Origin of the sequence: Pseudidiomarina sediminum DSM 21906 (assembly GCF_000423165.1) — a bacterium.
GTDB classification, from domain to species: domain Bacteria; phylum Pseudomonadota; class Gammaproteobacteria; order Enterobacterales; family Alteromonadaceae; genus Pseudidiomarina; species Pseudidiomarina sediminum.
On record NZ_AUHL01000008.1, the window covers coordinates 36935 to 63515 of the forward strand.

Consider the following 26581-nt stretch of genomic DNA (forward strand, 5'->3'; position numbering starts at 1 on the left):
CATGGTTGATAAAAAATTAGGTGGCGCGGGTTTGCGCGGACAAGTCGCTGGCGAAACAGCATTATGTACCGTTGGTAAAAGCGGTTCTGGTTTGACCTACTATGGTTACGATATTAAAGAATTGGCGGACAAAGTTAGCTTTGAAGAAGTAGCGTATTTATTGGCGCACGGTGAGTTGCCAAACGCCGATGAGCTGGCCGCTTATAAAGGACGTCTGGCCAAGTTACGTGGCTTGCCACAAAGTTTGAAAGATGTGTTGGAACGTATTCCAGCAGACGCACACCCGATGGATGTGATGCGTACCGGTTGTTCATTCCTCGGCAATATTGAGCCTGAGCATGACTTCAGTGAAGCGGATGACAAAATTGAGCGTTTGCTGGCAGCTTTCCCAAGCATCTTGCTGTACTGGTACCAATTCAGCCATCACGGCAAGCGTATCGAAACTGAGACCGACGCGGACTCGATTGGCGCGCATTTCCTTGAATTGTTGCATGGCGAGAAGCCTTCGCAGTTGCATGCCGATGTCATGAACACGTCACTCATTTTGTATGCAGAGCATGAGTTCAATGCGTCAACCTTTACTGCGCGTGTGTGTGCCTCAACCTTGTCAGACATTTTCTCATGTGTGACCGGTGCCATTGGTTCATTGCGTGGTCCTTTACACGGTGGCGCGAACGAAGCAGCGATGGAATTGATCGAGAACATGAAAGATGCTGATGACGCTGAGCAAACCTTGATGGGCATGCTCGAGCGCAAAGAAAAGATCATGGGCTTCGGTCACGCGATTTATCGTGAATTCGATCCACGTAACGACATCATCAAAGCTTGGTCGAAGAAGCTTGCCGATGAGCATGGCGATACGCGTTTGTATGACGTCTCCGTACGTTGTGAAGAAGTCATGTGGCGCGAGAAGAAATTGTTCCCGAATGCGGACTTTTTCCATGCTTCGGCGTACCACTTTATGGGTATTCCCACAGAATTGTTTACGCCAATTTTTGTCATGTCACGCGTCAGCGGTTGGACCGCACACGTGAAAGAGCAGCGCGCGAACAACCGTATTATCCGTCCAAGTGCCGATTATACTGGTCCAGAGCCACGTCCAGTGCCAGCGTTGAACGAACGCTAAGCGAAGGAGTTGATTATGTTTAATGAAGCGTACCGGAAGCAGTTGTCCGGTACCTCGCTGATGTACTACGACACGCGTCAAGCGGTCAACGACATCGAGCCAGGTGCTTACGACAAACTGCCGTATACCTCACGCATTCTTGCGGAAAACCTCGTCCGTCGTTGTGAGCCGTCACAGCTGACCGACGCGTTGAGCCAGTTGATCTATCGTAAGCGCGACTTAGATTTTCCATGGTTCCCTGCGCGCGTGGTGTGTCATGACATTCTAGGACAGACCGCATTGGTTGACTTGGCGGGCTTGCGTGATGCCATCGCCGAGAAAGGTGGTGATCCTGCGAAAGTGAACCCTGTGGTGCCGACCCAGTTAATCGTCGACCACTCATTGGCGGTGGAACACGCGGGTTTTGAAAAAGATGCGTTTGAGAAAAACCGTGCCATTGAAGATCGTCGCAACGATGACCGTTTCCACTTTATTAACTGGACCAAAACGGCATTTAAAAACGTTGATGTGATCCCTCCGGGCAACGGCATTATGCACCAGATCAATCTGGAAAAAATGTCGCCGGTGGTACAAGTGCGTGACGGCGTTGCCTTCCCAGATACTTGTGTCGGTACCGATAGTCACACGCCAATGGTCGATGCACTTGGTGTCATCTCCGTGGGTGTGGGTGGTTTGGAAGCAGAAAGCGTGATGTTAGGCCGTGCGTCGTACATGCGTTTGCCAGACATTGTTGGGGTTGAGCTCACCGGCAAATTGCAACCAGGCATTACCGGTACGGACTTGGTCTTGGCTTTGACGGAATTCTTGCGTCGCGAACGTGTAGTTGGGGCTTATTTAGAGTTTTACGGCGAAGGTGCGGACGCACTTACCGTAGGTGATCGTGCCACCATCTCCAACATGACACCTGAATATGGTGCTACTGCTGCGATGTTTTATATCGACGGCCAAACCATCGATTATTTGAAATTGACCGGTCGTGATGACGAACAGGTGCAATTGGTGGAGCAGTTTGCCAAAGAGACTGGCCTGTGGTCAGACAGCTTGACGGGCGCCGAATACGAGCGCGTGTTGACGTTCGATTTGAGCAGTGTCGCGCGTAACTTAGCAGGACCATCCAATCCGCATGCGTTGTTACCGGCGTCAGAACTGGCGAAGCGTGGCATCGCCGGCAAAGTGACCCAAGAAGACGATTTGATGCCTGATGGGGCTTGTATTATTGCGGCGATTACCAGCTGTACCAATACCAGTAACCCACGCAATATGATTGCTGCGGGTTTGATTGCGCGTAATGCCAACAAGCTTGGCTTAACGCGTAAGCCATGGGTGAAAACCTCGCTGGCTCCCGGTTCAAAAACCGTCAAAATGTACCTCGAAGAAGCGCAGCTTTTGCCTGAACTTGAACAGCTCGGTTTTGGCGTGGTCGCGTTTGCTTGTACCACCTGTAACGGTATGAGTGGCGCTCTAGATCCGAAGATCCAGAAAGAAATCATTGAGCGTGATCTGTACTCGACGGCGGTGTTGTCGGGCAACCGTAACTTTGATGGCCGTATTCACCCGTATGCGAAACAAGCCTTCTTAGCGTCACCACCATTGGTGGTTGCGTATGCGATTGCCGGAACCATTCGTTTCGATATCGAAAAAGATCCGCTTGGGTTTGATGCTGATGGTAACCCTATTACCTTGAAAGACATCTGGCCAAGTGATGAAGAAATTGACGCCATCGTGAAAGCGTCAGTGAAGCCAGAGCAGTTCCGTAAAGTTTACGACCCTATGTTCAGCCTGTCGGTTGATTACGGTGAGCAGAACAATCCATTGTACGCATGGCGCGAAATGAGTACCTATATTCGTCGTCCGCCGTATTGGGAAGGTTCGTTGGCAACCGAGAATCAGCTCAAGGGCATGCGTCCATTGGCGGTGCTCGGGGACAACATCACTACCGACCACTTGTCACCATCGAATGCCATTTTGGCGGACAGTGCTGCTGGTGAGTACCTTGCCAAAATGGGCTTGCCAGAAGAAGACTTTAACTCGTATGCAACGCACCGTGGTGACCATTTAACGGCGCAACGGGCAACCTTTGCCAACCCGAAACTGTTTAACGAGATGGTGCGGGATGAGCAGGGTGCGGTGATCCAAGGTTCACTGGCGCGCGTGGAGCCAGAAGGCAAAGTGGTCCGCATGTGGGAAGCTATTGAAACCTACATGGAGCGCAAGCAACCGTTGATCATTATTGCCGGCGCAGACTATGGTCAAGGCTCGTCGCGTGACTGGGCAGCCAAGGGTGTACGTTTGGCGGGTGTTGAATGTATTGTCGCCGAAGGCTTCGAGCGTATTCACCGCACCAATTTGATTGGTATGGGCGTGTTGCCGCTGGAATTTGAAGCGGGCACCACTCGTGAAACCCTGGGCATTAATGGCACCGAAACCTTCGATGTGAAGGGTGAGATTGCGCCAGGCGCGACCATGACCTTAGTGATTCATCGTGGTGGTGATAACGGTGAAGTGCTGGAAGTGCCAGTCAAGTGCCGTCTTGATACCTTTGAAGAAGTTTCGATTTACTCAGCAGGCGGTGTGTTGCAGCGCTTCGCGCAAGACTTCTTAGAAGCAGAGGCAAACTAATCATGGCATTTGCTCCGCAAATCAAAATTCCCGCCACCTACATGCGTGGCGGGACCTCAAAAGGCGTATTTTTCCGCCTTGAGGACTTACCGGAAGCTGCACAGCAGCCTGGACCCGCGCGTGACGCGTTGCTGTTGCGGGTGATCGGTAGCCCAGATCCTTATGGCAAACATACCGATGGTATGGGGGGGGCAACGTCAAGCACCAGCAAAACGGTCATTTTGTCGTGCAGTCAAAAGCCTGATCACGATGTCGACTATCTATTTGGGCAAGTGGCCATCGACAAACCTTTTGTCGATTGGAGCGGCAACTGCGGTAATTTAACGGCGGCAGTCGGCTCATTCGCGATCAGCAATGGCTTGATTGACCCTGCTAAGGTGCCTGCAGACGGTATTTGTACCGTGCGTATTTGGCAAGCCAATATTGAAAAAACCATTGTTGCGCAAGTGCCGATGTGTAATGGCGAAGTCCAAGAAACCGGTGACTTTGAGCTCGATGGTGTGACCTTCCCAGCGGCGGAAGTCCAAGTTGAGTTTATGGACCCAGCGGCCGGTGAGGGCGCGATGTTCCCCACCGGTAATGTGGTGGATAGCTTTGAGGTGCCGGGTTTTGGTACCTTGCAGGCGACCTTTATCAATGCCGGTATTCCAACGATTTTCGTGAATGCCGCTGAGATTGGTTATCAAGGTACTGAGCTACAAGGGGTTATCAACGAAGATCCGCAAGCCTTACAGCAGTTTGAAAGCCTACGGGCACATGGTGCGGTAAAAATGGGGTTGATTACTGATGTTGCCGAAGCTGCGCAGCGTCAACACACTCCGAAAATTGCCTTTGTTGCGCCACCGCAAGATTACCTTGCCTCCAGTGGCAAGCAGATCCATGCCAGCGACATTGACGTGTTAGTACGGGCGATGTCGATGGGGAAATTGCATCACGCCATGATGGGTACAGCAGCGGTGGCGATTGCAGCTGCAGCGGCCGTGCCGGGGACCTTGGTCAACCTTGCCGCCGGTGGTGGTGAGCGTCAATCGATTCGTTTTGGTCATCCGTCGGGCACCTTGCAAGTGGGCGCCGCAGCGGCGCAACAGGGCGGTGAATGGACGGTCACCAAGGCGATCATGAGCCGCAGCGCACGGGTGCTGATGGAAGGCTGGGTGCGCGTACCGGGTGATTGTTTTTAATGACGTCGACAACTACGAGCTTTAAAGCACCGAAAAAATGCCCCTGCGGTGGCGGTTTGTACCGCAAATGCTGTGGGCGTTTTCATCCGGAGTTTGCCAAAGATGCGGTCAAGCCAGCACCAACGGCTGAGCTGCTGATGCGTTCGCGCTACAGTGCTTTTGCGTTGGAGTTGGTGGACTATTTGGTGGCGACGTGGCATCCATCGACCTGTCCGCAACCCTTGACGCTTGAGGGAAACCCTAAGTGGCTACAATTGGACATCTATGGTGCCGAACAGCAAGGCGATAAGGCGCAAGTGCATTTTTGTGCCTACTTTCAAATCGACGGTGAAGTAGGTGAACACGAAGAAGTCTCTGACTTTGTGCGTGAAAATGGCCGCTGGTATTACCTCAGCGGCCACACCGAAAGCTAGCCGTTAGAAGCTATAAGTGGCACGAGCCCAGGCCACGCGGCCCGGTTCGTTAACGCGTTCGCTGGCAACATAGCCAGGAATCGCACTGGCTTGACGGCTCAAATGCTCCTGATAGCTTTTATCCAACAGGTTATCGATCCCGAGATGTAACGTCCAACCCTGCGCAAGCTGGCGTTGGGCGTTGATCGATAGCACGCCAAATCCGGCGGTCGCCGTACTATCTAAACCAACAATGGTGCCTTGCTTCGGGGCAAAACGATCCTGTCCATCCACCAATCGCCACAAGGCGCCGAGACGCCAATCATGCCACTCATAATCCGCCGCGAAACGTAGTTCGGTAGGCGCTTGTTGGGCTAAGTCGCGCGCATCAGTGATGTTACTACCGCGACTGACGGCGAGGGTTGCTTGCAGGTGCAGCTGTTCGGTCCATTGATAACCGAGACTGGCTTCACCGCCCCAGATCTGCGCATCTATGTTACGCACGGTTTCTGGCCCCATCATGCTTTGTTGCTCTAACAAAATGAAGTTGTCGATAGCGCCAAAATAGAGCGCAAGCTCGGCATTCAACTGACCGCTGCGATAAAGCCAGCCAAGATCGAGTTGATCCGTGCGTTCAATGTCGGTGAAAAAGGCTGACGCACTGGTTTCGCTCCCGCGTGCTTTGCCAATGAGTTCCCAGTAATCAGGGAAACGTTCGGCATGACCGAGTCCCATGTACAGTGTATGTGCCTGTTGTTGCACTTCGGCTCGGACAAAGCCGCTGTGTAAGCGTTCGTCTCGCGTCGCTCCGAAGGTAGGGTTAACAACCTTTTGTTGCATGGTTTTCATCAGCATGGCGCGCAAATCTTCGGTTTGCCAACGATCTTGTCGAAGCCCAGCATGCAAGCGCAGTGCGGCGTTCGGTTGATAGGTGACTTCAACAAACAGGCCTTGCTGTGCAAAGTCAGCATCGGGGAGCCGTGGTTTCGCTTGGTAGGGCATCAGCGGCTGATTCATGCTCATTCGGTTACTGTGCTGGTTATCACTCGCATCAACACCGACGACGGCCAGCCACGCGGGTGCCCAACTGAGTTCGCCGGTGAGGCGATAGGTTTGGGTATCGCGATCAGGGTTCATGGCACTGGGGTTTGGCATCATCATGCTGGGACTAAAATCACGTAAACTGTAGTTGTCCATGACATGATCAACGTAAGTATCGGTGACACTGAACTCAATGCGTTTAAGCCAGTTGGTGAGATCGTCATGACGTACTTTGAGGCCTTTTGAAGTACGGTCAAACAGGGCGCCGTCCATGCTCCGGTCGGCATAGGCGGCTTCACCATCACTGCGACCAAAACTGACAATCACACTGGTGTCGTCCGTTGGCGTCCAGGCTAACTCAGTTTGATAACTCCAGCGTTGATATTGGCTATTGATGGCCTTGCCATCACCGTCTTTGTAATCATTGCCTTGGGCTTGGTTCGCGGTCACCCGTGCGTAACCATCAGTGGTGCCTGCAGTTACATCAAGCTCAGTATCAAAGCGGCCGAAGCGCGCCCACGTCATTCCTAGCTGACCCCGTAAGGTGGTCTCGGTTAGCCGATAGTTTTCCCGTTCAAAGAGCACGGTCGCTTGCGCGGGCAAGTAGAGGACCGACTGCGGGCCTTTAATGACACGGATCACATCATAATTGTGCGGCGTAATATACGCCGTAGGTGGGTCCATCCGGCTGTTACAGCCACCGAGTACGAGACTGTCGTCGCTCATAATGGTCAAGCGTGAGGCTGCCATGCTCCGGAAGGTCGGATCGCCACTGACGCCGCCTTTGCGGATCACATTAAAGCCGGGAATGGTCTTGAGAAAATCCGCCGCATCATTGGCCGGTAACGGTTGTCGCGGCTGTTTGGGATCGGTAACCACCACGCTTGGTGACACCATTTGCTCACTGGTAATGACAATATGCTCGACGGGCTCTTGTTGCTTTTCTTGTGCAACAACCAGCGCGGGTACAAGGCTATAGATTGCTGCAACCGCGAGTGCTACAGGGGTTTTCGCTGCGCGCAGGGTTTGCTTGCACGCAGGCACAGAATGTTTGGACATATGCTGTTCCTAATTCTAAGAAATAAATGGACTGTTTCGTTAGAGGGTTAGGACAGGACAGGTGGAGCACGCGCCGGAGGGGTAACGCGGAAACGTACCACAACAAGCGGTGTAACTGCCGGCAAGCGCGCATCGGTTAGGGCATTGCGGGCAGGTAAATACGGAAGCTGGGGCAGCGGACTGGAATGATCGCTGAGTTGCGCTAAGCCACAGTCAGGGTGCTGGATCGTTTGCGGAGCATCGGTAGGCGGCGTAACGAAGACAAACTGACCCGCCGCAATACTGGCGAGTGGGTCAATCCAGCGCAGTTCGTCGCCGGTACAAATCAGATCCAGGCGTTCGTTTTTATAGGGATTGGCTTGCAGTTGCGTATGGGTATTGAGCCACGCATTACTGGCGCTACTGCTAAGCAGCAGTAATGCCAATAGTGCAATGAACCAAGATGAGAATAACTTACGCAAAGCTCACACCCGTTTAACAACCTGCCTATAGGATACGACTTTTGCGCAAATTGTCACTTAGTTTGTAGGGCTTTTCTTAAAGGGCAACCAAGTTTTGTAGGTCAGGCTGCGCCAGAGCCATTCACAAGGACCATACTGGAACCGCGCGAGCCACCAAGGACTTATTGCCACTTGCAAGAGCCAGAAGATCACTGCAGCTAAGGTGGTGGTGGCACGCCCAAAGTTATCGTAAAAGCCGAAGCCATAGCCATAAAACAGGGTTGTGAAGAACACTGTTTGCAGGAGGTAGTGGGTCAATGCCATACGTCCCGCCGGGGCAAGCCGGGCCAACCACGTAGGTTGCGCATGACGGTGCCAGAGCCAAGCAAGACCTGTCATGTAAAACAGCGCTAAGGCAAGGTTGGCAATGGTCATCAAGGTGAAGCTTAACGCACTTTGGACGGTTGGGAGCAAATAGTCGATGTCGTTGCCAAACAGCCCGACGTAGACTGCCAGGGGCAGGCCCACAAGCAGGCTGCGGCGCATGATTTTACCGTAAAGCGCACTGTCTTGTTCCTGAACAAACAGGCCGTAGCGGGCCAGGCTACCGCCGATCATAAAGGTACCCAGCACCATGGGCGCCATGAATAACACACCGCTGCCAAAGTATTCTTGCAAACGCACCTGCATGACGTCAGTAAAAGCACCGCTTTGGTAGGCTTGATTGGCCAAGGTTAAGGTGTTGAGTAGCTCGGCTCGGTCCTTGTTAAGACTTGCCATAAACTCGGCGCTCATGGTCGGGTCATTGGCAACCGCTGCAATACTTAAAGCGCCGAGCCAAAATAGCGCGACCGGGGCGAAAATAAAGACCAAACCTAGCTTCCAAAGAATATCTGCGCGGAGATTCCGAAAGAACACCAAGAAATAACCGGCTACGGCATACATGAATAAAATATCACCGGCCCACACCAAAGCAATATGCGTGGCACCAATAAGTGCTAGCCAAAAGAGCCGACGACGATAGAGTTTATGTGGTGCAGCATGAGTTGCTTTTAAGCGTTCATAAAACAGGATAAAGCCGATACCGAATAACATGGAGAACAAAGTGTAGAACTTGCCTTGCACTAAGGTGTAAACACTGAGTCCAACGGTGCGATCGAGGCCAGTCAAGGATTGGTCAAACCCCAAGGCACCGGCCAGCAGTGGCCGTTGAAAGAACTCCATGTTCATTAAGAGAATGCCAAGTAAGGCAAAGCCTCGAAGAATATCCAGTAAAACAAGACGCTGTGTTACCCCTATGGGTGTAATGGTGCTCATGGTTGTCCCTTAAAACCGTAATGTTCCTTGGTGAATCGCACTGAAAATGTGGCGATCAAGCGGTTGATACCCTTGTTGGCGATCCAACAGTACGTAGAGGGGATCGGTAACATGTTCGATGGAAAAATTCTCTAGCTTCAGTTGATGTTTACGTATTTTGAACGTCGAGGTGATGTCATGGGCGCTTTGCAGCCGAATGAATAGAGGTTGCGCATAGTCGGGTAAGGCTTGACGAATATGCTGGTAAAAAGCCTTGGCGTCGAACGCGCGGCCGTGCTCAAGCACCAAGGAGACCATACCTGCACGACCTTCAGTGTGGGGCACTTTGACCCCGTAAGCAACGGCTGCAAGTACGCCGTGAAAGCGTCCCGCCTGGGCTTCAACCTCTGTGGTCGCGACATTCTCCGACTTCCAGCGGAAGGTATCTCCGACCCGATCAACGAAGGCGATATGGCGATAGCCTTGATGGCGCACGAGGTCGCCCGTGTTAAACCAACAGTCACCGGGCTTAAATACATCGTGAAACAGTTTCTCAGCGTTGGCTTTAGGATTATGTGTATAGCCGTCAAAGGGGGCTTTAGCGGACACCTTGGTGAGCAACAGGCCCGTCTCGCCTTTGGCTACTTTCTGAAGACGTCCTTTGCGGTCGCGTTCCGGGGTTTCGTTCACATTGTCAAAGCGAACAATGGCGAAAGTCATCGGCGAAAATCCGACCGTGCCCTTGAGATTAAAGGCGTTGACGAAGCCTACGTTGCCTTCGCTGGCGCCGTAGAGTTCACAAATACGTGGAATACCAAAGCGCTGCTGAAACGCGTCCCAAAGTTCGGGGCGCAAACCATTGCCGACCACCGCGCGCACACCATGTTTGGCGTCATCGTCGCGTGCGGGTTGCTGGAGTAGATAGCGGCAGACTTCGCCAACATAAACGAAGCAGGTGGCGCGGTAATGCTCGATATCTTGCCAGAAATTGCTGGCGCTAAAGCGTTCAGCGATGGCCAAGCAGGTCTGGGTCAATACCGCGGAACTTACCCCAATCGAAAGCGCGGTGTTGTGATGCAAGGGTAAGCAATTGTAGAGCGTATCGCGCGCCTTTAATGTCAGCGCTAAACGACCAAATGCAATACCTGCTTTATACCAGCGCAAATGCGTCATAGCAGCAGCTTTTGGACGTCCGGTGGTGCCTGAAGTCATCATATAAAAACAGGTGTCACCGAGTCGTAAACGTGCGGTTTGGCTCGGGTTGTCATGATAGCGCGCACGCTGTTGCTGCAACCACTCGGCACTTGGAAAGAAGCTTGGATACTGGCGCAGTTCATCAAACAGCTGGCGTTGTTCGGGCGCAGCGATCACTAGTTTGGGCTGCATGACTGCTAGTGCATGGGCAAGGCTATCGCCTTGCTCCTTGGGGTTGAGTAGTCCAGCAATGGCGCCAATCTTATTGATAGCGAAAGCCCAAGCTAACAGCTCTGGACTATTGGGGTAATACAAGGCAACACAATCGCCGTGCCGGATACCTTGCTGCTGAAGCTGATGCGCTAAGGCATTCACCCACTGATTAAAGGCGGCATAGGTGTAGCTGACATCTTGATGTTTCAGGAACAAGCGTTGTGGATGACGGTAGGCTGCACGCTGCAAATAATAGCCGGTGGAGCCGCGCCGTTGCTTTTTAGCCCAAGTCAATTGTACTAAGGTTATGGCAAGTCGTGGTAGCCGTGGGATAAAGCGCACAAAGGTCAACGCCATGGTGCCGAACGAAAAACTATTGTTATTATTTGTTGTTGTTATCGTCATAAAAAAGTCACCTAATGAGGTCTTGGCTAGCATAGGAGGCTTTTCAGCTAGAATCAATAGACCCAGGTTGAGGGACGGTCATCTGTTTCGCCCTGTTGTACGTATGGTGTTTGTCGATTCAGAAAAAGGAAGTAAAGGTGGCGAGCGTTCAACAACATCAATGGTCCGAGGCCGACCGCTCACGTATTATCGAAATGGCGTGGGAGGATCGCACGCCGTTTGAAGCGATTGCGAGCCTTTATGGGTTAACCGAGCCTGCAGTGATTCAGCTCATGCGCGCATGGTTAAAACCTGCATCGTTTCGATTATGGCGTAAACGCGTTAGCGCACGGGTGACGAAACACGCAAAGTTACGCGATCCAAAGGTGTTGCGTGGGTATTGTCCAACCCAGTACAAACGTTGAAGAGGAAGCTTTGATGTCGGTCATGAAACAGTTTTTAGGTTTAATCGCTTGGTTATTGGTGAGCTTTATTGTGGCTGCGATAGGCGGGCTAGGCTCGGTCAATGCCCCGGTATTTTATCAAGAATTGCAGTTGCCGAGTTGGGCGCCACCGACCTGGTTGTTTGGGCCAGTGTGGACTGCGCTTTACACCATGATGGCGGTGGCGGCTTGGCTGGTCTGGCGCCAACATGGCTTTGCAGGAAAAGCCAAAATTGCCTTAAGTATTAATATCGTACAGTTGCTCTTGAATACTTTGTGGAGCTGGTTGTTTTTTGCGTGGTATTTGGGCGCATTAAGTTTTATTGAAATTGTGCTGCTATGGTTTGCCATTGCTGCGACTGTCGTGGCTTACTGGCGCTTAAACAAAGCCGCGGCATTGCTTTTGGTGCCTTATTGGTTGTGGGTCACCTTCGCTGCCGGATTAAGCTACAGTATTTGGCAGCTTAATCCGGGCGTCTTATAAGCTTAAGTGCCGCAGAAGGTTTGTTTCACTTGCTCTTGTGCGCTGGCCGGTCGCATCAGATCGGCCAGCTCCTCACGCTCATGGTAGGGCTTTTTCAGAGCGTCATGCAAACGATTAAAGCGCGTCAATGCCCCGGTTTCGAGCACTTCTTGAATCATCGCTTCCACCAAGTGATTGCGTGGAATATAGGCCGGATTCACCAGTTTTAACTGGCTGCGCGCCGCCAATGACGGTAACGCTTGCTGCCACTTTTGATACCACTTTTGCCAATCTTCATGCCGCTCAAATAAGGCCGCGAGACGCTCTGAGTCGGCATCGCCGAGATAGCGAAAGGCAAGGGTGAAATCAACACCGCGTTGCTGCATTAAATCAAGATAATCCTGCGCAAGTTGACGGTTTTCGACACTGTCATTCAGACCTAATTTTGCGGTCATACGTTGCCAATAGTAGTGCTGATAGCTGCTTTCAAATTCGGTGACAGCTTGGGTCGCTTGCTCTATCGCGGTGGCTTCATCGGCATCAAACAACGGCAGCAAAGTTTCGGCATAGCGTGCCAAGTTCCACATCGCGATCGGCGGCTGGTTTTGGAACATATAGCGGCCACGCTGGTCGATGGCACTAAACACTGTGGCTGGGTCGTAAGCTTCCATAAAGGCACAGGGACCGTAATCAATGGTTTCCCCGGATAAGGTCATGTTATCGGTATTCATCACGCCATGAATAAAGCCGAGCGACATCCACTGGGCAATTAGTTGCGCTTGTTGATCAATGACCGCCTTTAACAGCGCCAGATAAGGTGCGTCTTGGTCAGCGCAGCTTGGGTAGTGGCGCTGAATAACATAGTCGGCAAAGGCTTTGAGCAGTTTCTTCTCACGCAACGCCAACACGTATTGCGCGGTACCAACACGTAAATGACTTTTACTGACCCGTGTGAGCACGGCGCCGGGTTGAGCCGGATCGCGCTGCACCCATTCACTGGTCGCTACTGCCGCTAACGCACGGGTGGTAGGCACCCCGAGGGTATGCATGGCTTCACTGACGAGGTACTCACGGAGCACTGGCCCAATGGGCGCGCGGCCATCACCGCCGCGTGAGTAGGGCGTGCGTCCAGCACCTTTCAGTTGGAGATCATACCGTTCGCCATCAGCGGCGATCACCTCTGTTAATAACAACGCGCGGCCATCGCCGAGTTGCGGCACAAAGTGGGCAAACTGATGTCCTGCATAAGCTAACGCATGCGGTTGAGCCCAATCAGGGGTGCTGTTGCCGGCAAAAACTTGTGCGCCAAGTTCAGTCGCGCAGAGCGTTTCAGGGAGCTGGAGTAAGGCCGCCAGTTCACTGTTGAAGGCTAACCATTGCGGTTGCTTTACCGGTGTGGGTTGGCAAGCGGTACTTAAGCGTGGGTCCAGTTTTACATAGGAGAGTTCGGTGTGCATGATGCCTCGCTGACCGTGTCGTTGGTGAGCCAAAAGTGTAACAGTTCTGGCAATAAAGGATGACCGAATTTACGTGTGAGGGTAACGGCATAAAAGTTTTCGAAGGCATTGGGCAAGGCGAAACGCTTACTCAACAAACCGCTGATCAGCTCGTCGCGCACCACAACTTCAGGCATCACGGTAAGCGCTCCGCTGTCACGTGCTAAGAGGCGTAGCATTGCCATATCATCCGCTTCAGCAATGATTTCAGGTTCAAAGTTGTGTTGCGTACAAAAGCTATCAAACGCCGTGCGCACCGGTGAGGTGACGCTGGGTACCACCCATTTCTGTTGGGTGTAGCTGGCATCCATCTGCGCTGGTAAATGCGCCAACTCTGCCGGCGCGATGACGCTAACCGCTTGACGCGTTAACAATTGGGTTTGCCAAGCAATGTCGGCGTAACTGGTGACTTCACGGTTGGTCAAGACGATATCTATTTGATGCTGCGCCAGTAATTCCAGCAATTCATTTTGCGGACGCGCGACCAAGCGAAATTTTAATGCTGAGCCTTGCTTGGTTTTGTCCATTAAAGGCTCGATAAAGCTCTCGATAAAGTTACGCGACATACTCGATAAGACCCCCAGCCGCAGGGTGGGGACGGTGGTTGCTCCGCGTGTTAACAGCTGCTGTAACTCTTCACCGCGGCGAAAAATATCTTCCGCGTACACCAACACACGCTGCCCCAGCTCAGTCAATACCAGACGCCGCCCCTCACGGGAGAATAGCGGTTGGCCAATACTGTGTTCCAGTTGATTGATTTGGGCCGAGAGCGCCGACTGTGACAGAGCCAGTTGTTCCGCGGTGGCGGTAAGGTTGCCATGCTTGGCGACCCGCCAGAAGTAATAAAGATGATGGTAGTTCAGACGTGGCATCGGCAAACCTATTTATAAAATAGAACGAATCAATAGAATATATGTATTTTTAGTATGCTTCCAGTCTCTGCACAATAGCGCCATCAACCCATCGAGGAGACGAACGAAACATGTTATGGCGCAGCGCACAAGGGCTATTGCTCATATTAGGAGTGGGGTTTGCGGTGGTCAGTGGCTTGGTTGCAAACGCGCTGATGGCTCCTCTCGGGGTATCGGGCGTGTTACTTACATCACTGAGTGCTGGTTTTGCCGCAATGATCTGCTTTATTGGTCTGATAGTGCTGCGTTATGCCGCTGTACAGTTTCGTGATGAGCCGGATCAGCACCGCTTCTTTTGGCGTCTGGTCGCGACCTTAAGTGCCATCTTAGTTACCGCTGTCGCAGATCATTTTCTATTGTTTTGGCTCGGCTGGGTGACCGTTAGTCTCACCTTACACCGTTTGCTGCTGTTTTATCCGGACCGACCTCGGGCAATCCTCGCCGCGCATAAAAAGTTTATTTTTGCGCGTATCGCCGAAACCTTGTTAGCCGTTGTGCTACTGACCTTGTATTGGCACTTCGATATTGTGCGGATCAGTGCGTTAGGGCAACTGGCTCACAACCACGTCAGCCATCTGCTTGCTTTGCTCCTGGTCACCGTGGCCGCGATGAAGTGTGCGCAACTGCCGGTGCATGGCTGGCTGTTACAAGTGGTCGAAGCACCAACAGCCGTTTCGGCATTGCTGCATGCCGGCATTATTAACCTCGGCGGCTACTTGCTATTGCAGTTTACGCCGCTGCTCGCCCCGGCTGAAGCCGCACGCTGGTTGTTAGCAGTGGTGGCTGGCATCAGCATGTTAGTTGCTGCGTCGGTCACGATGACGCGGATTAGCGTCAAGGTGCGCTTAGCTTGGTCAACGGTGGCGCAAATGGCGTTGATGTTGGTGGAAATCAGTCTGGGTTATTACGCCTTAGCCATGCTGCATTTGGTCGCGCACTCGTGTTACAAGGCGCATGCCTTCTTAATGGCCGGAAGCGTCGTGGAGCAACATGAGCGGCAAAAGTTCGCACAAGTGGGGTTGCCTAAGTTCCAGAGCTTGCTACTGGGGGCAAGCGTAGCGTTGGTACTGGTTGTGATGACCGTAGCGCTGGTCGATAAAGCGTTTTATTTGGCGCCCTGGTTCGCGGTGGGCATGGCGTTAGCATTGTGGTTGGCTTCTGAAGTTGAACAGTTAAGCTGGCGTTATGCCATTCGGACCTTGGGCAATGCTGCGGCATGGCTACTGCTGTATAGCTTAGGCGTTTGGGGGCTCAATCATCTTCTCCCCAGCCCCGCGTCGCAGAACTACCTGATCGGCATCGATGTTTGGATTTGTCTGGTCTTGGTCGCGATTGCGAGCGTGTATTTTTGGCTGCTGTATCACCCGCATCAGGCCCTTGGGCACCGTCTGTTTATTGCCCTGAACGCTGGGCTCTATCTTGATGAGTGGGCGACACGGTTGACCTTACGCATGTGGCCGCTGCGCTCACGTGGTGCAGCACCGAAGTTTGTTTTGGAGAACAAATCATGACGATGTTGAAACTGCAACAGCAGGTAACGCAGCAAGTAGCACCGGTCTGGCCGCTGGCGCGGAGTATTGCGGTCAACCCTTGGTGGCAACAGCACCAACAGCCTATAGCGGATGTTGCGGCACGGCAATGGGCGCGAAAAAATGTGCGTATGCTAATGCCGCCAAGCTATTACAAAGAGTGTTGGCTCAGTAGTATTCAAGAACACCATTTGCGCACTGCCGCAGCGCTTGAACAAGTACCAATGTCCGTTGCTGAACTCCTTAATGCGCTGTCGCACGCCAACGCAAGTGAGCAACGCTGTGAGCCAGCACTGCCGAGTGTGGCAAGCCTGTTGGATGCAACGTCAGCCTCGGCCAAACAGCTTCCGTGGGCGACAGAAATTGTCCAGCAAATCAGTCAATTTTGTGCCTTGTGGGTGAATTATCCTGAACAATTTGATGCGCGATCTAGAGAGGACGCTATGTATTTGGCATGGCGGGACATTGTGCGGCACGACCGCGGGATTGCCTTGGTGGTTGGTGACACCCAGGTACGCAGGTTGTTGGCGCAATTGCCACGCACAAGCGAGGAACTCTGGCAACAGGTGATTGCTGCGGTGGCTTTGCCGGATGTGGCGCAGCAACAGGCATGGTTAGAGCGCATCTTGCACGATGTTTATGGCTGGGCAAGTATCTTCGCGCAACGCCGTTGGGAGCGTCAAGGCGCGTCAGGTGCGCATGAAAATGATGCCTTGAACCAATTGCTGACCATTCGCTTGGCATGGGAATGGGTGTGCTGGCAACGTGCTACGTCGTGTCAGCAGCAAGCCTTGCGCGAGTGCTATGCACGCCTGCCAGAGCTGGAAGCCGATGCGCAGCAAAGCCATGCGCCGTTATGGGTTTGGCAACGTGCATTAGAGTTAAGTTACCAACAACAGTTGCAGCACAAGTTACAGACCGCGCTGGCGTCGCCAACGCCGCCAGCGACGCTGCAAGCGGTGTTTTGTATCGATGTGCGTTCTGAACCGATACGCCGGGCACTCGAAGCGCAAAGTGAACAGGTGCAAACCTTTGGTTTTGCGGGCTTCTTTGGCCTGCCGTTAAATTATTGTGTGAGCGATGGCCTGCAAAAACCGCAAGTGCCGGGCTTACTGTCTGCGCAATTTAGTGTGCAGCAAGCGGCCGACGCGACTGCGCACGCACGGCGGCGACGCAGTTGGCGTGCGGCCAGCTGGCACCGTTCCTTGGAAAGTCCAGCTGGTGCTTATGGTTGGGTTGAAATGAGTGGCTTGGCGAAAGTATGGAAGCTACTCGAGCGAAGCTTTTTCCCGAAACCGCAATTACGCATAGGTTCTGAAGTGATCCGTGAAAGTGCTTGGCAGATCCGTCACCACGACCAGCCGTTAAGTGTGGCGCAACAGGCGAACTTGGCCGCCAATGCGCTGAAAGGTATGGGGTTAACGCGAGAATTTGCGCCAGCGGTGGTATTGGTCGGGCATAGCGCCTGTGTCACCAATAACCCGCATGCCGCGAGTCTCGATTGTGGAGCGTGTGGGGGGCAGTCTGGTGAAGTGAATGCGCGGGTACTGGCACAGTTGTTTAATGATCACCAGGTGCGGACACACTTGGCGCACGAGTATGGTATCCACATTCCTGAACAAACGGTGTTTTACGCAGCGTTGCACGATACCACGCAACAGCAACTGCGCTTGTTATCGGCTAGCCAAGCACCTGCGATGGTGGCGGCTTATTTCACCAAGGCGAGTAGTTTGGCGCAGCAAGAGCAGCGCACCCGCTTAGTTGACCGTCCGCAAGCGTTAAATGCGCTATCGCGGCGGGCGGCAAACTGGGCCGAGTTACGTCCCGAGTGGGGCCTTGCGCGGAACGCCGCGATGATTATCGGACCGCGTGCGGCTACCCGAAAGAGTCACTTTGATGGTCGTACGTTTTTGCATAGTTACGATGCCGCGCAAGACCCTGATGCGGGCTTATTACGACAACTACTGACAGCGCCGATGGTGGTGGCTCATTGGATCAACATGCAGTACTACGGCTCCATGACCGCACCCGAAACCTTCGGGAGTGGCAACAAAATGCTGCATAACGTGGTCGCTGATGGGGTCGGCGTGTTTGAAGGCAATGGCGGCGACTTGCGGATTGGACTAGCCAAGCAGTCCTTGCACGATGGTCAGCAGTGGTACCACCAACCGTTACGCTTGACCGTCGTGGTTGCCGCGCCCATTGAAGCGTTAGAGCTGGTGCTGGCAAGTGAAAAGGTCGTACGTGATTTGGTAGAGCAACATTGGCTGCATTTGTGGCAGTGGCAACCAGCCACAGGTGCGTTAAAACAACGCTGTGATGGGCGTTGGCACGAACTCTCTGAGGCGCTGTTTGACGCCGTCGATATAAGTTAAAGCCAGCCGTTCCGTTGGGCGATACGGGCTGCTTCAATGCGGTTACTGGCGTGTAACTTGCTCATTGCTTCAGATAAGCAATTGCGCGCTGTGCCTTCAGCAATAAACAATGCCGTTGCGATAGCGGCAGTGCTATGTCCGTCGGCGGCGAGGCGCAGGGCTTTTCGCTCTCGCTCCGTTAACGGGTCGTGATGATCTAAGCTTTGCAGCAGCAGTGCATTGGCAATGACACGCTGCCCTTGCAACACCTGTTGTAGACTTTGCAACAATTCTTCAATCGGCGCGTCTTTTAAGATAAAGCCGTCGGCTCCGGCTTGAATCGCCCGCTGAATATAGCCACTGCGATGAAAGGTTGTGATCACCACGACCTTGGTCGCTGGCGCATGCTGTTTGCTCCACTGCAACAGCTCAAGACCTGTCAGGTTTGGCATCTCAATATCGGTCAGAACCACATCATAAGGTTGGTGCTGCAAGGCCTGTTGAGCTTGCTGGCCGTCGGCAACTTCATGTACGTCATAGTCACCTTCGAGGCGTAATAACGCCGCAAGCGCATTGCGCACCATGGTTTGATCTTCAGCGAGTAACAGTTTCATGGCGTCGCCTTCGGTGCCGGCAGAGGGAGGGTTAAGCAAAACGTACAGCCGTGCTGTTGGTGATAGTCAAAACGACCGTTTAATGCCTCCAAACGTTCACGAATACCTTGCAGGCCATTGCCCTCGGTAAACGGGGGACAATCGCCATCGTCGCTGATCTCAATGGTTAAGGTCTCAGCTTGCGGCACAAAGCGGATGTGACAAGCTTGCCCTTGACTGTGTCGGATCATATTGGTCGCGAGCTCCGTCAAAGCAAGGATCACCGCCTGTTCTGAGGCTTTGGAAAGCTCAGGTAAGTCGCCCTGAATGGTAACCTTAAAGCCCGCATCATTGAGGTAGTGTTCGAGACTTTTTAGTTCATTGTCTAAGCCGTTATGACGAAAACCGCTGACGCTTTCGCGCACTTTACGCAAGCTGTCACGGGCAATGGCGTTGAGTTCATGTACCTGCTGCTGAGCGTCGTTATAGTGCTGCTTTTGTAACTGTTTTTCGGCGAGGTTAGCTTTTAAAGCGATGCTCGAAAGCGTGTGGCCGAGAATATCGTGTAAGTCACGCGCGATGCGCTCACGCTCGACACTGGCCGCTAATCGTCGAATTTCGGCTTCACTTTGCTGCTGTTCAAGCAAACGCAGACAGCGTTGCCGTTCAATCACGCCAAAGAGTCCTATCAGCACCACGAGAAAGGCACCGTACATGGCAAAGTAGTCCCAATAGGTGCCTATCTGCCATTGAATCGCAAACAAGGTCGCGATCAGTGCGCCAATCAGTGGAAAGGCGCGTTTTCCTTGGTAGTAAAAGCCCAAGAAGAAGCTGACAAAGCCAAACATGGCAATGGTACCAGGATTCCAGTGACTCATGAGCACGGCAGCGCAAAACAATAAGGCAATACGCCACGGTCGCTGCTGGTCTGTGCAGCGGTAGACACTGTAGTAGGTGACGATAAAGCCGACAAGCACTGCACTCATGATCAGCAACTGCCAAGTGCTGTATGGAAACAGCAGCATAGGGAGTAGGTAGAAACCTAAATTTAAGAGGTATACCCACGCGTAATCTTGATCGAGTTTGAGATGTTTCATGCCTTCATTATGCCGCATTCCAATGGGGTTACCAGTGACAAATGTCATCGAAAAAGATGACAAATGCTTCTGCTTAAATGTTCTTGTGCTCGATAAAGTAGCTGACGAAATCATTGCATCACGGCAGAGGGGAAAGCACGCATGCAGGACACCTTAATAGAAGCAATAGCATTACGCCACGCCTATCAGGCAGGCAAACCCGTGCTAAATGATGTAAATCTGGCAATAAAGGCCGGTGAAGTTGTGGCGGTGCTAGGGCCTAATGGCACGGGTAAAACAACCTTGATTCACGCGTTGCTCGGCAGCGTGGCGGCGCAGTTTGAGCAGTTAACCTTGTTCGGTGAACGCCAGCACGGCCAGCATCGAAAGCGCGCGCTTCAACGGCAAATAGGCGTGATGATGCAGGTGGCGGGGTTGACCGCTAACCTCACCGTTACTGAGCAACTGACGCTATTTGCCAGCTACTATGGCACTCCGATCCCGGTACCTGAACTGCTGCAACGTTTTGCTTTGACGGAACTTGCCACGACGCAGTTTGGCAACCTCTCGGGTGGCCAACGACAACGCTTGTTGTTTGCCATCGCAGTCTGCGGCGCTCCTAAGTTGGTGTTTTTAGATGAGCCGAGTTTAGGCATGGATATTACCGCCCGGCATTTGATGTGGCAACAAGTGAAATGGTTACGCCAGCAAGGCTGTGGCGTGCTCCTGACCACGCATTATCTAGAAGAGGTGGTTGCACTTGCCGATCGGGTGGTGGTGCTTGGCCATGGCAGCGTTACCACCGAGCTGAGTATGGATGTGTTTAAGGCGCAAGCCGCACACGCCGACATCAGTATTGAACAACATTACCTCACCTTAATTGGAGCACAGCAGCATGTTGACGATCTATCAGAATGAAGCCAAATATGACTTACTGAGCTTATTGCGAACGCCTGGATTTTATTTGCCAGCGCTGTTGTTTCCCGCGGTGTTTTACTACTTTTTTGGCGTTTTGTTTCCGTATTCTGGCGGCGATCCGGCGCGGGTGATGGTGGCTTATTGCTGTTTTGGTGTGATTGGCCCGGCACTGTTTAACTTTGCTATTGCCGTTGCCGGCGATCGTCAACAGGGCTGGCTCGCGCTCAAGCGCTTGTCACCCATGCCAATGTCGGCCTATATGATGGCAAAATGGAGCAGCAGTTTGTTCTTTGCGGTGATTATTCTGCTGACGTTGTATGTTATCGGCGGCAGTTTCAGCGAGGTCACCTTGACGCGTGGTCAGTGGCTTGCGCTTACCGCAGTATTGTTGTTAGGAACCTTGCCGTTTGCCTTGTTAGGGCTGGTTATCGGGTTGTTTTGCAGTGATAAAGCCGCACCGGCGGTGGTCAACTTAATCTATTTGCCGATGGCTTTCTTAGCGGGACTGTGGGTACCATTGAGTGTGTTGCCAGATTACGTGCAAAGCATCGCGTATGGACTGCCGACCTACCACTTCTCGCAGTTGGCAATGAAAGTGATCGGCCAGGACCAAGGGCTTTCGATGGGCGTGCATTGTGCCTACTTAGTGGTCTTGAGCGCTGGCTTAGCGTGGGTGGCACACTATCGTTTTCGCCGTATGGCTTAAGAGGGAAGAATTAATGAGATTAGGAACGATCGTAGGCGCGTTAGTGGCGTTGGTGGTGATTGTGCTGGTGGTGTTGCCAACCCCAGCGGTGCAGCAGGACAACGTAGCCACAGCTTCAGCTGGCTTTGTGTTGGGACCTGTGCAGGTGTTTGATGGACAATCCAAGCTTGATGTGAGCTATATCGAAGTACGAGACGGTCGTATTGCGAAGCTACATCAGCAGGCACCGAACACCGATTTACCGCTGATCGACGGGCAGCAGCAATGGTTGATGCCGGGTCTGATTGATGCCCATGTGCATGCCTGGGGCAATGCACTCGAAGCGCAATTGGCGCGGGGCGTCACCACCGTGGTGGATATGTTTGGTGATCCCAGTTATTTGCAGGTGTATCAGCAATCCCGAACGCGCGCACAGCCGCAGTGGCACGCCGATATTTGGGGCGCGGGTTATTTGGTTACGGCCCCAGGAGGTCATGGCACGCAATACGGGTTATCAGTGCCAGTCATGCATTCGGTCGATGATGCCGATGCCATGATTCAACAACGTCTGGCGCAAGGGGCTGACTTTATTAAAGTGGTGTACACCCACGCCGACGCGGTTTATGACCATCATCCCTCGATTTCGCTGGCGCAGTTACAAGCACTTGTGACTGCGGCGAAGCGACACAAGGTCATGATTGTTGCCCATATTGCCGACCATCAGTCGGCCCTAGAGGCGGTGCAAGCTGGGGTGGATGGCTTGGTCCATAGCTTTTTTGACCAAGTGGTGAGTGACAGGTTGTTGCAAGAGTTAGTTGCCAACGAAGTGTTTGTGATCCCGACCTTGGTGGTGTACGAGGGCATGTTGCGGCAACAAGTAAACGCGCAGTATTTACTGCAGAATGAGACCCTTGAGCTGAGTGCGCATGTGCGTCAGCAGTTACAGAGTAGCTTCCCGGTGAATCTCCCTGAAAGTTACTATGGACTCGCGCAACAAACGGTTAAACGGATGTACGACGCCGGGGTGCCGATTCTCGTCGGTTCTGATGCGCCGAATCCAAATACCGCACATGGGTGGAGTATGGCGATGGAAATGCTGTTATTGGCCGAGGCAGGCGTGCCTATCGAAGCGGTGCTTGAAGGTGCCACAGTGTTACCAGCTAAGCATTTTGCGTTGGGTCAGCGAGGCCGCATTGCCGAGGGATATCGGGCAGATTTTCTGTTGTTGAATGATGATCCTCGTAGCGATTTAACCACGCTCATTCAACCGCAAGCGATCTATAAAAACGGCGTTCGCTACCAGCCTTAGCCTACCGAGTGGAAGCAGGGCTGAGAAGCGTTATTCCGCTGCGGACGGAATAACGCTTTAACAGACAATGGGTTATACCACGGCACTACCGATAAGTTTGACGGTTGCCGCATCGGCATCAAGTTCAACCACATGGCCGACCGGCAAAATATGGTTGGCTTTGATGTGGCCAAACTGCGCACCAGTGTAGGTCGGCACATTGAGTGGCTTAAAGTAGTGCTCAAAAATTTCGTGCAAGGTGAAGCTGCCGAAACCACCAGCAGGATCACAATCAGTACAATGCCCGAACACCACACCAGCGACGTTATTAAGTTCGCCACTGAGCTGTAACTGCGATAAGAAGCGGTCGATGCGATAGACACTTTCGCCGACGTCTTCCAACATTAAAATTTTACCTGTCAGATCAGGGAAGTACGGTGTGCCGCATAGACTAGTGAGGACCGTTAGATTGCCCCCAACCAAGACGCCTTGAGCCTTACCGGAAGTGACCGTGGTAGTGCGGTTGGTCATCATAGTGAGGGTTTCTTCTTTTTCTTTGTAGTTGCGCATGGTGGTGGCTTTGCCGTCCATCAACACGTCTTTAAATTGTTGTGCTTGGAAATCGGCCCAGTACGAGAAGCCGTTCGGGCCGTGGAACGACGTCATGCCAGTTTTGACATAGAGCGCATTCATCAAGGAGGTGATGTCACTGTACCCCAAGAGCACTTTGTTGTTTTGCGCGATCATCTCAAAATCGAGTAACGGCAAAATACGGTTACAGCCCCAGCCGCCACGCACTGCAATAACACCATCGACGTCTGGGTCTGCAAAAGCGCGGTTAACGTCGTCGGCACGCTGTTGGTCGGTACCCGAGAAGTAGCCTTCGCGCGCAAACACATGCTCACCAAGCTGCACGTTAAAGCCCATCGCTTCAAAAGACTCTTTGGCGATCATGACATGGTGCCGATCTTCAACAGCACTGGCGGGCGCAACCATGCGTACTGTGTCGCCAGCTTTCAAGCGCTTTGGTTTACGGCCTGCACCTAAAGCACTGGTTGCTGCTGGGGTAGCGAGCAATTGCGCCGATGAAAGCATTGACGTTGCGACCGCACCTGCGGCCATGGTTTTTATAAACGATCTGCGATCCATGACAAGGTCACCTTTTATTTAATCTTAGATTTGGGCCTGTTGGGCGTGTGTGTGTTGACGTAAAAGTTGCGTCACCGTTATCCTCAATCCTAGTAATAATTTATTAGTAATAGAACCCTAGGGCGCAATAAAAAATGAAAAAAAGCATCTTAAGCCCCGTCGCTGCGCTTCTTTTAGCGACCTCGAGTTTCGTGTTGAGCCTACCAGCGCTCGCTCATGATGACCATCATGCAGCCGTCGAGATGCTGCCTGGACTCGATAAGCAACAAATTCGCTTGGCGGATATTACGCCTTACATTGAGCGCTTCCAGAACCACCCAGTGTTTACCCACCAACGCATTGGTACCTCTTATCAAGGTCGGCCAATTCACCGTTTTAGCGTCGGCAGCGGCGACACCGTGGTGTTAATGTGGTCGCAAATGCACGGTGATGAGTCGACCGCAACCCCTGCGTTATTTGATCTTATGCAGAAGATAGCGACCGATAGCCACTGGCGAGAGCATTGGCAGGATAAAATCACCTTGCACATGATCCCTATGGTGAACCCTGATGGTGCTGAATTGGCGCAGCGTTATAACGTGCAAGGCATTGATATCAATCGTGATGCCCGTGCTTTGCAAACGCCAGAAGGGCGCCTATTAATGCAGCAAGGGCAAGCATTGGCACCGGACTTTGGCTTTAATTTGCATGACCAGAGCCGTTATTACGAAGTGGGCCACACGGGCAAACAAGCGACGATTTCGTTATTAGCTCCAGCGTTTAACCAAGCCAAAGACATTAATGAGAAACGTCATCGCGCGATGCAATTGATTGGTGATTTAAAAACCGTGGGTGATGCGTTAATTCCTGGGTATATGGGACGTTATAACGACACTTTCGCGGAGCGTGCTTTTGGCGATAACTTTGCCGCAATGGGGATCAGTACTATTTTGATTGAGTCAGGTGCTTACCCTAATGACCCGAATCGGCAAAAGGCCCGTGAAGTGAATGGCGCCATGCTGGTGCGCGCCATTGATAGCATTGCGAGTGCAGCTTATGAACAGCAAACGCTGGCGCCGTATCATAGTATTCCGATGAACAACTCGAACAGCTTTAAAGATGTCATTCTCGATCAGGTGCAAGTGATTGATGGTGCGCACAATTACCGCATCGATATTGGCGTGAACCGTAGTGACGAGAGCGGTGTGATTCGTGAAGTCGGTGACTTATCCATGTTTCCTGCGTTTGAGCGCTACCAAGGTAAGAATTATGTCTATCAAGCAGGTCGGGCGTATGCGATCCCTGCAGAAGGTCTTGTACTCTCGCACCATGATTACTTAAAACTGATCGCCCAAGGTTATACCCACTTTAGCGGTGATGCTGCGCAATTAAGCGTACGAACGCACTTACCAGTGCTAGTGAATCCGCGTAATCTCCCTGGATCACGCCCCCAACAACGTCAACAGGCTACATTCTTGTTAACCGAGCAAGATAACGTGGTCATGGCGGTGTTGGCGGGTGTGATTCTTCAACTTCAGTAACTCGCACAAAGGCGGTTAACGGTTGTTACCGCCTTTCTTTTTACTCTTTTGTGCGTTAGTTGTGTCGGTCGCGCTGTCACAATCAGTGTCACATTCATTGGCAAGCGTAACATCACCGGTTTTAATTCGGCCGGGGCGTTTGCGCTTGGTTTCACTCATTGTTGCGGTAGCATCGCCCAGCCCGTCTCCGTCATCATCTTCATCCAGATGTCCTGAATCGGTTGCCTTAACGGTATCAGCAAGTGCTTTGCCAGCTTTAAACTTTGCTTGGCGAGCGGCTTCATCGGTCGTGGTAGCGCTAGCATCTTTTGTTTTGGCTTGGTCTTGTGCCTGCGTGGTCGCGCTTAAAGCAAGGGTAGCTACAACTGTAAGTATGGTCACGATATGCATAGTAACTTCCTCATCATAAGGGGGGGAGCCAATGTCATTCCCATGTAAAGGTATAGGCTACCTGTGCTAAACGCGCAACGAATGGTGTTACGATTTGGCTATACTGAAACGGTCATGTTGACTAACACTGTGCACTATAAGGACAAATTACATGAATCAATTTTCACTGGAGAATAATGTCGCGATTGTGACAGGCGCTGCGCATGGTATCGGGAAAGCTATTGCAGAAACCTTTGCCCAAGCAGGTGCTGCGGTAATGATTGCCGACCTAGATTTAGCAGCCGCAGAACAAACCGCCGGGTCAATTGTGAGCGGTGGTGGTACCCAAGAGTTAGATTAACCAAATCTTGGCACTGCAAAAGCAGCGCAAAGTGACTTTCAGATTTTTCTGGCGTGGCTATAGTGAAATTGAAGTTTGCAATTTTGCACAGCCACAAAGGAGAAAGTGCTATGAAAATCAACAATGTAATGACTTCAGCTATCGCAGCATTGACGTTGGGTTTAGGTACTTCAGCAATGGCCAATACGTTGCAAGACCCTCAGGAACAGGAATTCCAAGAGATGCAACAGCAAGCGGAAGCGCCGTTAAGTGATGCGGCGATTACCGCACAAGTCCAAAGCGCGTTGATGTCGATTGACGGTGGTATGAACGTGACTGTTGAGACCTCAGAAGGTGTGGTAACCCTAAGTGGTAGCGTCACTTCTGATGAACAAAGTGCCGCATTGGAACGCGCGACACGCAGTGTGCAGGGTGTACAGGACGTACGCAATGACTTAGAAATCGAATCTTAATTCGCGTTTCACGTCATCCCTAGAGCTCA

The 26581-nt window shown here is 52.3% G+C and carries 24 protein-coding genes; 14 read left to right on the forward strand and 10 right to left on the reverse strand.

Translation table 11 applies throughout. The features are described from left to right. Window position 1 precedes the first annotated feature (1 nt). Genes prpC through G535_RS0104470 form a run of 4 tightly spaced genes read left to right on the forward strand, consistent with a single transcriptional unit; the run spans window position 2 to window position 5339 of the window. Window positions 2–1126: a bifunctional 2-methylcitrate synthase/citrate synthase gene (gene prpC / locus G535_RS0104455; RefSeq protein ID WP_026860968.1), complete on the forward strand. Its 1125-nt coding sequence runs from the start codon at window positions 2–4 to the stop codon at window positions 1124–1126. Between the two features lie 15 nt (window positions 1127–1141). Next, window positions 1142–3745, forward strand: coding sequence for a Fe/S-dependent 2-methylisocitrate dehydratase AcnD (gene acnD / locus G535_RS0104460; RefSeq protein WP_034727628.1), 2604 nt, complete (start codon window positions 1142–1144; stop codon window positions 3743–3745). A gap of 2 nt (window positions 3746–3747) precedes the next feature. Then, window positions 3748–4926 carry a 2-methylaconitate cis-trans isomerase PrpF gene (gene prpF, locus G535_RS0104465; protein ID WP_026860970.1) on the forward strand — a complete coding sequence of 393 codons (1179 nt, stop codon included), beginning with the start codon at window positions 3748–3750 and terminating at the stop codon, window positions 4924–4926. Continuing rightward, on the forward strand, window positions 4926–5339 hold the full coding sequence (locus G535_RS0104470; protein ID WP_026860971.1) for a YchJ family protein: 414 nt from the start codon (window positions 4926–4928) through the stop codon (window positions 5337–5339). Before prpF ends, G535_RS0104470 begins: the two co-directional genes overlap by 1 nt. Window positions 5340–5342: 3 nt before the next feature. On the opposite strand, the gene G535_RS0104475 is transcribed toward G535_RS0104470, so the two are convergent. Genes G535_RS0104475 through G535_RS0104490 form a run of 4 tightly spaced genes read right to left on the reverse strand, consistent with a single transcriptional unit; the run spans window position 5343 to window position 10966 of the window. After that, window positions 5343–7418: a TonB-dependent copper receptor gene (locus G535_RS0104475; protein ID WP_051206954.1), complete on the reverse strand. Its 2076-nt coding sequence runs from the start codon at window positions 7416–7418 to the stop codon at window positions 5343–5345. A gap of 47 nt (window positions 7419–7465) precedes the next feature. Then, a complete protein-coding gene (locus tag G535_RS13830; RefSeq protein ID WP_051206955.1) occupies window positions 7466–7879 on the reverse strand; it encodes a hypothetical protein in 414 nt (137 codons plus the stop codon). 57 nt (window positions 7880–7936) lie between these two features. Further along, on the reverse strand, window positions 7937–9175 hold the full coding sequence (locus tag G535_RS0104485; protein ID WP_026860973.1) for a DUF418 domain-containing protein: 1239 nt from the start codon (window positions 9173–9175) through the stop codon (window positions 7937–7939). Between the two features lie 9 nt (window positions 9176–9184). Further along, on the reverse strand, window positions 9185–10966 hold the full coding sequence (locus G535_RS0104490; RefSeq protein ID WP_051206956.1) for a long-chain-acyl-CoA synthetase: 1782 nt from the start codon (window positions 10964–10966) through the stop codon (window positions 9185–9187). Window positions 10967–11103: 137 nt separating this feature from the next. Here G535_RS0104490 and G535_RS0104495 point away from each other — a divergent pair, with 137 nt between their 5' ends. Both G535_RS0104495 and G535_RS0104500 read left to right on the forward strand, forming a co-directional pair. Continuing rightward, on the forward strand, window positions 11104–11370 hold the full coding sequence (locus tag G535_RS0104495) for a TIGR03643 family protein (RefSeq protein ID WP_026860975.1): 267 nt from the start codon (window positions 11104–11106) through the stop codon (window positions 11368–11370). 13 nt (window positions 11371–11383) lie between these two features. Then, window positions 11384–11872, forward strand: coding sequence for a TspO/MBR family protein (locus tag G535_RS0104500; RefSeq protein WP_026860976.1), 489 nt, complete (start codon window positions 11384–11386; stop codon window positions 11870–11872). Between the two features lie 2 nt (window positions 11873–11874). Here G535_RS0104500 and G535_RS0104505 read toward each other — a convergent pair whose 3' ends face one another. Then, window positions 11875–13308 (reverse strand): protein adenylyltransferase SelO, encoded by a 1434-nt coding sequence (locus G535_RS0104505; RefSeq protein WP_051206957.1) that lies wholly within the window; start codon window positions 13306–13308, stop codon window positions 11875–11877. Continuing rightward, entirely contained in the window at window positions 13284–14219 is a 936-nt protein-coding gene (locus G535_RS12875) for a LysR family transcriptional regulator (RefSeq protein WP_051206958.1), read from the reverse strand. Before G535_RS12875 ends, G535_RS0104505 begins: the two co-directional genes overlap by 25 nt. Window positions 14220–14329: 110 nt before the next feature. On the opposite strand from G535_RS12875, the gene G535_RS12880 reads away from it, so the two are divergent. Together G535_RS12880 and G535_RS0104520 are read left to right on the forward strand one after the other, a co-directional pair. Beyond that, the gene (locus G535_RS12880; RefSeq protein WP_084616786.1) at window positions 14330–15769 is read left to right on the forward strand and encodes an NADH-quinone oxidoreductase subunit L; all 1440 of its coding nucleotides are present in this window, start codon (window positions 14330–14332) and stop codon (window positions 15767–15769) included. Further along, the gene (locus tag G535_RS0104520) at window positions 15766–18162 is read left to right on the forward strand and encodes a DUF2309 domain-containing protein (protein ID WP_026860978.1); all 2397 of its coding nucleotides are present in this window, start codon (window positions 15766–15768) and stop codon (window positions 18160–18162) included. Before G535_RS12880 ends, G535_RS0104520 begins: the two co-directional genes overlap by 4 nt. Here G535_RS0104520 and G535_RS0104525 read toward each other — a convergent pair. Together G535_RS0104525 and G535_RS0104530 are read right to left on the reverse strand one after the other, a co-directional pair. Next, complete coding sequence (locus G535_RS0104525; protein ID WP_026860979.1) at window positions 18159–18755, reverse strand: response regulator transcription factor; 597 nt, start codon at window positions 18753–18755, stop codon at window positions 18159–18161. The two genes, G535_RS0104520 and G535_RS0104525, sit on opposite strands and share 4 nt — an antisense overlap. Continuing rightward, complete coding sequence (locus G535_RS0104530; protein WP_026860980.1) at window positions 18752–19831, reverse strand: sensor histidine kinase; 1080 nt, start codon at window positions 19829–19831, stop codon at window positions 18752–18754. The genes G535_RS0104525 and G535_RS0104530 overlap by 4 nt, the downstream gene beginning before the upstream one ends. Before the next feature lie 141 nt (window positions 19832–19972). Between G535_RS0104530 and G535_RS12885 the strand changes: the two genes are divergently transcribed. Genes G535_RS12885 through G535_RS0104545 form a run of 3 tightly spaced genes read left to right on the forward strand, consistent with a single transcriptional unit; the run spans window position 19973 to window position 22722 of the window. Next, complete coding sequence (locus G535_RS12885; protein ID WP_051206960.1) at window positions 19973–20728, forward strand: ABC transporter ATP-binding protein; 756 nt, start codon at window positions 19973–19975, stop codon at window positions 20726–20728. After that, window positions 20706–21434, forward strand: coding sequence for an ABC transporter permease (locus G535_RS0104540; protein WP_026860981.1), 729 nt, complete (start codon window positions 20706–20708; stop codon window positions 21432–21434). The genes G535_RS12885 and G535_RS0104540 overlap by 23 nt, the downstream gene beginning before the upstream one ends. Before the next feature lie 13 nt (window positions 21435–21447). Continuing rightward, the gene (locus G535_RS0104545; protein ID WP_026860982.1) at window positions 21448–22722 is read left to right on the forward strand and encodes an amidohydrolase family protein; all 1275 of its coding nucleotides are present in this window, start codon (window positions 21448–21450) and stop codon (window positions 22720–22722) included. A gap of 72 nt (window positions 22723–22794) precedes the next feature. Here the strand turns inward: G535_RS0104545 and G535_RS0104550 are convergent, their stop codons facing one another. Next, complete coding sequence (locus G535_RS0104550) at window positions 22795–23850, reverse strand: S66 peptidase family protein (RefSeq protein WP_026860983.1); 1056 nt, start codon at window positions 23848–23850, stop codon at window positions 22795–22797. A 134-nt stretch (window positions 23851–23984) separates the two neighbouring features. Here G535_RS0104550 and G535_RS0104555 point away from each other — a divergent pair, with 134 nt between their 5' ends. Then, complete coding sequence (locus G535_RS0104555) at window positions 23985–25370, forward strand: M14 family metallopeptidase (protein WP_026860984.1); 1386 nt, start codon at window positions 23985–23987, stop codon at window positions 25368–25370. A 15-nt stretch (window positions 25371–25385) separates the two neighbouring features. Here the strand turns inward: G535_RS0104555 and G535_RS0104560 are convergent, their stop codons facing one another. Continuing rightward, window positions 25386–25760: a hypothetical protein gene (locus tag G535_RS0104560; RefSeq protein ID WP_026860985.1), complete on the reverse strand. Its 375-nt coding sequence runs from the start codon at window positions 25758–25760 to the stop codon at window positions 25386–25388. Window positions 25761–25911: 151 nt separating this feature from the next. On the opposite strand from G535_RS0104560, the gene G535_RS0104565 reads away from it, so the two are divergent. Together G535_RS0104565 and G535_RS12890 are read left to right on the forward strand one after the other, a co-directional pair. Continuing rightward, complete coding sequence (locus G535_RS0104565; protein WP_026860986.1) at window positions 25912–26100, forward strand: SDR family NAD(P)-dependent oxidoreductase; 189 nt, start codon at window positions 25912–25914, stop codon at window positions 26098–26100. A gap of 110 nt (window positions 26101–26210) precedes the next feature. Continuing rightward, entirely contained in the window at window positions 26211–26552 is a 342-nt protein-coding gene (locus G535_RS12890; protein ID WP_051206962.1) for a BON domain-containing protein, read from the forward strand. Window positions 26553–26581 lie beyond the last annotated feature (29 nt).

Coding starts and splice junctions, on each gene's coding strand:
- prpC (WP_026860968.1), top strand. CDS start 2: ATGGTTGATAAAAAATTAGGTGGCGCGGGTTTGCGCGGACAAGTCGCT.
- acnD (WP_034727628.1), top strand. CDS start 1,142: ATGTTTAATGAAGCGTACCGGAAGCAGTTGTCCGGTACCTCGCTGATG.
- prpF (WP_026860970.1), top strand. CDS start 3,748: ATGGCATTTGCTCCGCAAATCAAAATTCCCGCCACCTACATGCGTGGC.
- G535_RS0104470 (WP_026860971.1), top strand. CDS start 4,926: ATGACGTCGACAACTACGAGCTTTAAAGCACCGAAAAAATGCCCCTGC.
- G535_RS0104475 (WP_051206954.1), bottom strand. CDS start 7,418: ATGTCCAAACATTCTGTGCCTGCGTGCAAGCAAACCCTGCGCGCAGCG.
- G535_RS0104485 (WP_026860973.1), bottom strand. CDS start 9,175: ATGAGCACCATTACACCCATAGGGGTAACACAGCGTCTTGTTTTACTG.
- G535_RS0104490 (WP_051206956.1), bottom strand. CDS start 10,966: ATGACGATAACAACAACAAATAATAACAATAGTTTTTCGTTCGGCACC.
- G535_RS0104500 (WP_026860976.1), top strand. CDS start 11,384: ATGTCGGTCATGAAACAGTTTTTAGGTTTAATCGCTTGGTTATTGGTG.
- G535_RS0104505 (WP_051206957.1), bottom strand. CDS start 13,308: ATGCACACCGAACTCTCCTATGTAAAACTGGACCCACGCTTAAGTACC.
- G535_RS12875 (WP_051206958.1), bottom strand. CDS start 14,219: ATGCCACGTCTGAACTACCATCATCTTTATTACTTCTGGCGGGTCGCC.
- G535_RS12880 (WP_084616786.1), top strand. CDS start 14,330: ATGTTATGGCGCAGCGCACAAGGGCTATTGCTCATATTAGGAGTGGGG.
- G535_RS0104520 (WP_026860978.1), top strand. CDS start 15,766: ATGACGATGTTGAAACTGCAACAGCAGGTAACGCAGCAAGTAGCACCG.
- G535_RS0104525 (WP_026860979.1), bottom strand. CDS start 18,755: ATGAAACTGTTACTCGCTGAAGATCAAACCATGGTGCGCAATGCGCTT.
- G535_RS0104530 (WP_026860980.1), bottom strand. CDS start 19,831: ATGAAACATCTCAAACTCGATCAAGATTACGCGTGGGTATACCTCTTA.
- G535_RS12885 (WP_051206960.1), top strand. CDS start 19,973: ATGCAGGACACCTTAATAGAAGCAATAGCATTACGCCACGCCTATCAG.
- G535_RS0104540 (WP_026860981.1), top strand. CDS start 20,706: ATGTTGACGATCTATCAGAATGAAGCCAAATATGACTTACTGAGCTTA.
- G535_RS0104545 (WP_026860982.1), top strand. CDS start 21,448: ATGAGATTAGGAACGATCGTAGGCGCGTTAGTGGCGTTGGTGGTGATT.
- G535_RS0104550 (WP_026860983.1), bottom strand. CDS start 23,850: ATGGATCGCAGATCGTTTATAAAAACCATGGCCGCAGGTGCGGTCGCA.
- G535_RS0104555 (WP_026860984.1), top strand. CDS start 23,985: ATGAAAAAAAGCATCTTAAGCCCCGTCGCTGCGCTTCTTTTAGCGACC.
- G535_RS0104560 (WP_026860985.1), bottom strand. CDS start 25,760: ATGCATATCGTGACCATACTTACAGTTGTAGCTACCCTTGCTTTAAGC.
- G535_RS0104565 (WP_026860986.1), top strand. CDS start 25,912: ATGAATCAATTTTCACTGGAGAATAATGTCGCGATTGTGACAGGCGCT.
- G535_RS12890 (WP_051206962.1), top strand. CDS start 26,211: ATGAAAATCAACAATGTAATGACTTCAGCTATCGCAGCATTGACGTTG.